3 protein-coding genes and 1 pseudogene are annotated in these 2961 nt (G+C 54.2%); 1 reads left to right on the plus strand and 3 read right to left on the minus strand.

What is annotated here, in order from left to right:
- Window positions 1–707 (minus strand): IS3 family transposase (locus VJ956_RS08350; RefSeq protein ID WP_324083738.1); only part of this gene is annotated, 707 nt, incomplete at its 3' end.
- An 8-nt stretch (window positions 708–715) separates the two neighbouring features.
- Window positions 716–1009 carry a transposase gene (locus VJ956_RS08355; protein ID WP_324083740.1) on the minus strand — a complete coding sequence of 98 codons (294 nt, stop codon included), beginning with the start codon at window positions 1007–1009 and terminating at the stop codon, window positions 716–718.
- 81 nt (window positions 1010–1090) lie between these two features.
- Between VJ956_RS08355 and VJ956_RS08360 the strand changes: the two are divergent.
- Window positions 1091–1204, plus strand: a pseudogene (locus tag VJ956_RS08360) (integrase core domain-containing protein); the annotation flags it as partial.
- A gap of 457 nt (window positions 1205–1661) precedes the next feature.
- Here VJ956_RS08360 and VJ956_RS08365 read toward each other — a convergent pair.
- Window positions 1662–2636: a class I SAM-dependent methyltransferase gene (locus VJ956_RS08365; RefSeq protein ID WP_324083742.1), complete on the minus strand. Its 975-nt coding sequence runs from the start codon at window positions 2634–2636 to the stop codon at window positions 1662–1664.
- Between the last annotated feature and the right edge of the window lie 325 nt (window positions 2637–2961).

The raw sequence follows: 2961 nt of genomic DNA on the forward strand, positions 1-2961 counted from the left end.
TCCGATCCGGTTTCCCACGCGTGCAGATAGACGCACTCGTATTTCAGGCTCCGCCACAGTCGCTCGACGAAGATGTTGTCGAGGAACCGCCCTTTGCCGTCCATCGAGATACGCACGCCGGATCGGCGCAAACGGTCTGTCCAGGCGAAGGACGTGAACTGGCTTCCCTGATCGGTGTTCATGATCTCAGGCGGTCCGAACTTGTGGATGGCCTCGTTCAGCGCTTCGACGCAGAAGTCAGCCTCCAGCGTGTTTGAGATACGCCAGGCGAGCACCTTGCGGGTGTGCCAGTCCATGATCGCCACCAGATACAGGAACCCCTTACGCATTGGCAGATAGGTGATGTCTGCGGCCCAGACCTGATTGGGCCGGGTCACCCGCAAGCCGCGCAACAGATAGGGGTAGGTCTTGTGCCCCTTCGCCGCCTTGCTGGTGTTCGGCTTCTGGTAGATCGGCATCAGGCCCATCAACCGCATCAATCGCCTGATCCGCTTCTCATTGACCAGATGACCCTTGTTACGAAGATGCCAGGTCATCTGCTGGACGCCGAAGAACGGCGTTTCCAGGAACTGCTCGTCGATCTGCCGCATCAGCATCAGATTCATCGCCGTCTCGCCTTTGGGTGTGTAGTAGAATGACGACCGCGAGATCGACAGCAGCTTGCACTGCTTGCCAATCGACAAGGTCGGATTTTCTGGCTCAACCATCTTCCGCCTCACTTGCCGGTCCACGGCTTGAGCTTTCGTGACAAAAAATCGTTGGCGACGGCCAGCTCCCCGATCTTGGCGTGCAACTCTTTCATCTGCTCCTCGTCAACCTCTGGGGCTTTCTTGCCGCCACGCTCGAACACGCCGGAGGCACCTTCCAGCAGCGCTTTCTTCCATGTGTGGATCATCGTTGGATGAACCCCGAACCGGCTGGCAAGTTCGGATACCGTCTGTTCACCCTTCAGGGCTTCCAGTGCCACTTTCGCCTTGAACTCAGGCGCATGTTGCTTCCGTTTCGACATCTCTGATCTCCTTCTCGTCGAAGATCAGCAGACAACAAATCGTAGCTTACGTCAGTGTCCGAATTTCGGGGGGTAGCTCACATCGAAGGTTGGCGTAAACACTACAACACAAAGAGACCACACAGTGCATTGGGCTACCGGCCACCGGCTCCGGAAGCCATCGTACCAATGGACCAACAGCCAGTCATGCACTAACAATCAAACCGGACCAGTCAGATCAGGCTACCCACATTCCTGAGCGCCAAGCTACCCGGATGGCGCGTGCGGCATGGCGGTGCCGACCGGAGGATCACGATTGTCTTTCGTCTCACAGAGGCCGAGGATTGTCTTCAGATCGCGCTGGTGGCCTTCGGCGGCCAGAACTGGATGAACACAGCGCCAGATCGGTCAGCAGTTTTTGCAGAAGATTGAGAGGCTGATGACGGATAGTGCCAAACCTCACGGACCGCACCGCCATGCCAGATGCCAAGAGCTTAATCCCATGCGATGACTGCGGAGAGAACCAAAGAGCCCGGCGCGCAGGATGAACCGCAGAGAAATCAGCTCTTGATCATGGCGATTAGAGAACATCGTGGGACACTATCGAATATCCTCCTTCGAGGGAAAAATAGCGCTCTGAACTGTCTCAAGAAACCGTGCCCCAACCCAAAGTCTACCTTCCGGACAGGCGGCGCCAGATACCTCGATCCGGCGGTGGCGTAGCCTCCATCGTTACCTCTGCGGTCTTAACCGCAAAAAAAGAGTGAGAACCCGGCATCCCAGTAAACGGGTCCTGCAAGACCTCTAGTACCTGAAAACCATGTTCTCGCAAAAGTTCCAACACATCACGCATGGGAACAGCGTGCATCTCCATGCTTTGGGGTTTGGTGCGTAAGTACGTGCGGGCTGTGAATTTGTAGTCAGGAATAAAGGTAGGCAGCTGGAAATAGGCAATGCCATTTGGTCTGATCTTGGTTAGCAGGATATCAAGAATATATTTCTGCACTGGTGGCGGATTGTGCTGCAGAACGATCACCGTGAACAACACGTCAAATTCCGGGGCGGACTTGAGATCCTCGATACGCGCCAGTAATTTGGTGGTAATGTTTCTCTTGCCCTGCGCCTTTACCAGCGCATCACATTCAGCAAGATTACCGGGCGAAATGTCATAGCCAGTGACATGGTGAAAAACTTCGCTGAGCGGCAAAGTCAAGCGACCCACGCCACAACCCAACTCAAAACAGGTTTGCTGTTTACCCAAGTCAATGCCGTTGCGTTTGGCGATATTCTTCATCCATTTGACGTTGGACCTGCCACTGGTGAGAAAGGCCTCCATATGCTCCTTGATCTTGTTAGCCCGGAATTTGTCAGAGGTGATCACAGACCAGTAAGGCTCTGTATCCCCAAGCATGGACCATTCTTGTCTGATCCGGTCAAACATCTGGTCCAGAATCCGCTCAGATACGTCAACTTCAATATCCAGACAGTCGTTATAGTAATTGGCCATCAGATAGTCATGAATTATTTTCCCAGCCACATGTGCCCGGAATTCATCACTATCAGTGAATGACGTGAGCATAGTTTCTGCTGAATTGGCGGCGGCGGCGCGGGCCTCCACCACCTTGTCTGATTCCGCTTCACGTCCCAAGAGGGTACGGTAACACGCTCGGACCAAGTCTGGAGCTGTAAAGGAATGTACCAATTAATTTGCCCTATACAAACTATCTGCTTCGGCCCTCCCTACGCGGCCTGCCACTTGAAAATGCTGCATGATTTTGCCAACTCTATCAAGTGTTTTAGGGGTCTGATGCCGGAGAGTGCAGAATCCTACGCTCTCATGAGCGTTTTCGTGTTTCCTGACACGATTAATCTACCCCGCTGACACGGGTTGGTCAAAGATGTAGCCTGCGCAGGCGCTGGAGACGGCAGGCCGAACCGATGGTTGTCATGCTCTCATCCGCGGATTGGGTACC

Origin of the sequence: Marinobacter sp., from assembly GCF_035268745.1 — a bacterium.
Lineage (GTDB): Bacteria > Pseudomonadota > Gammaproteobacteria > Pseudomonadales > Oleiphilaceae > Marinobacter.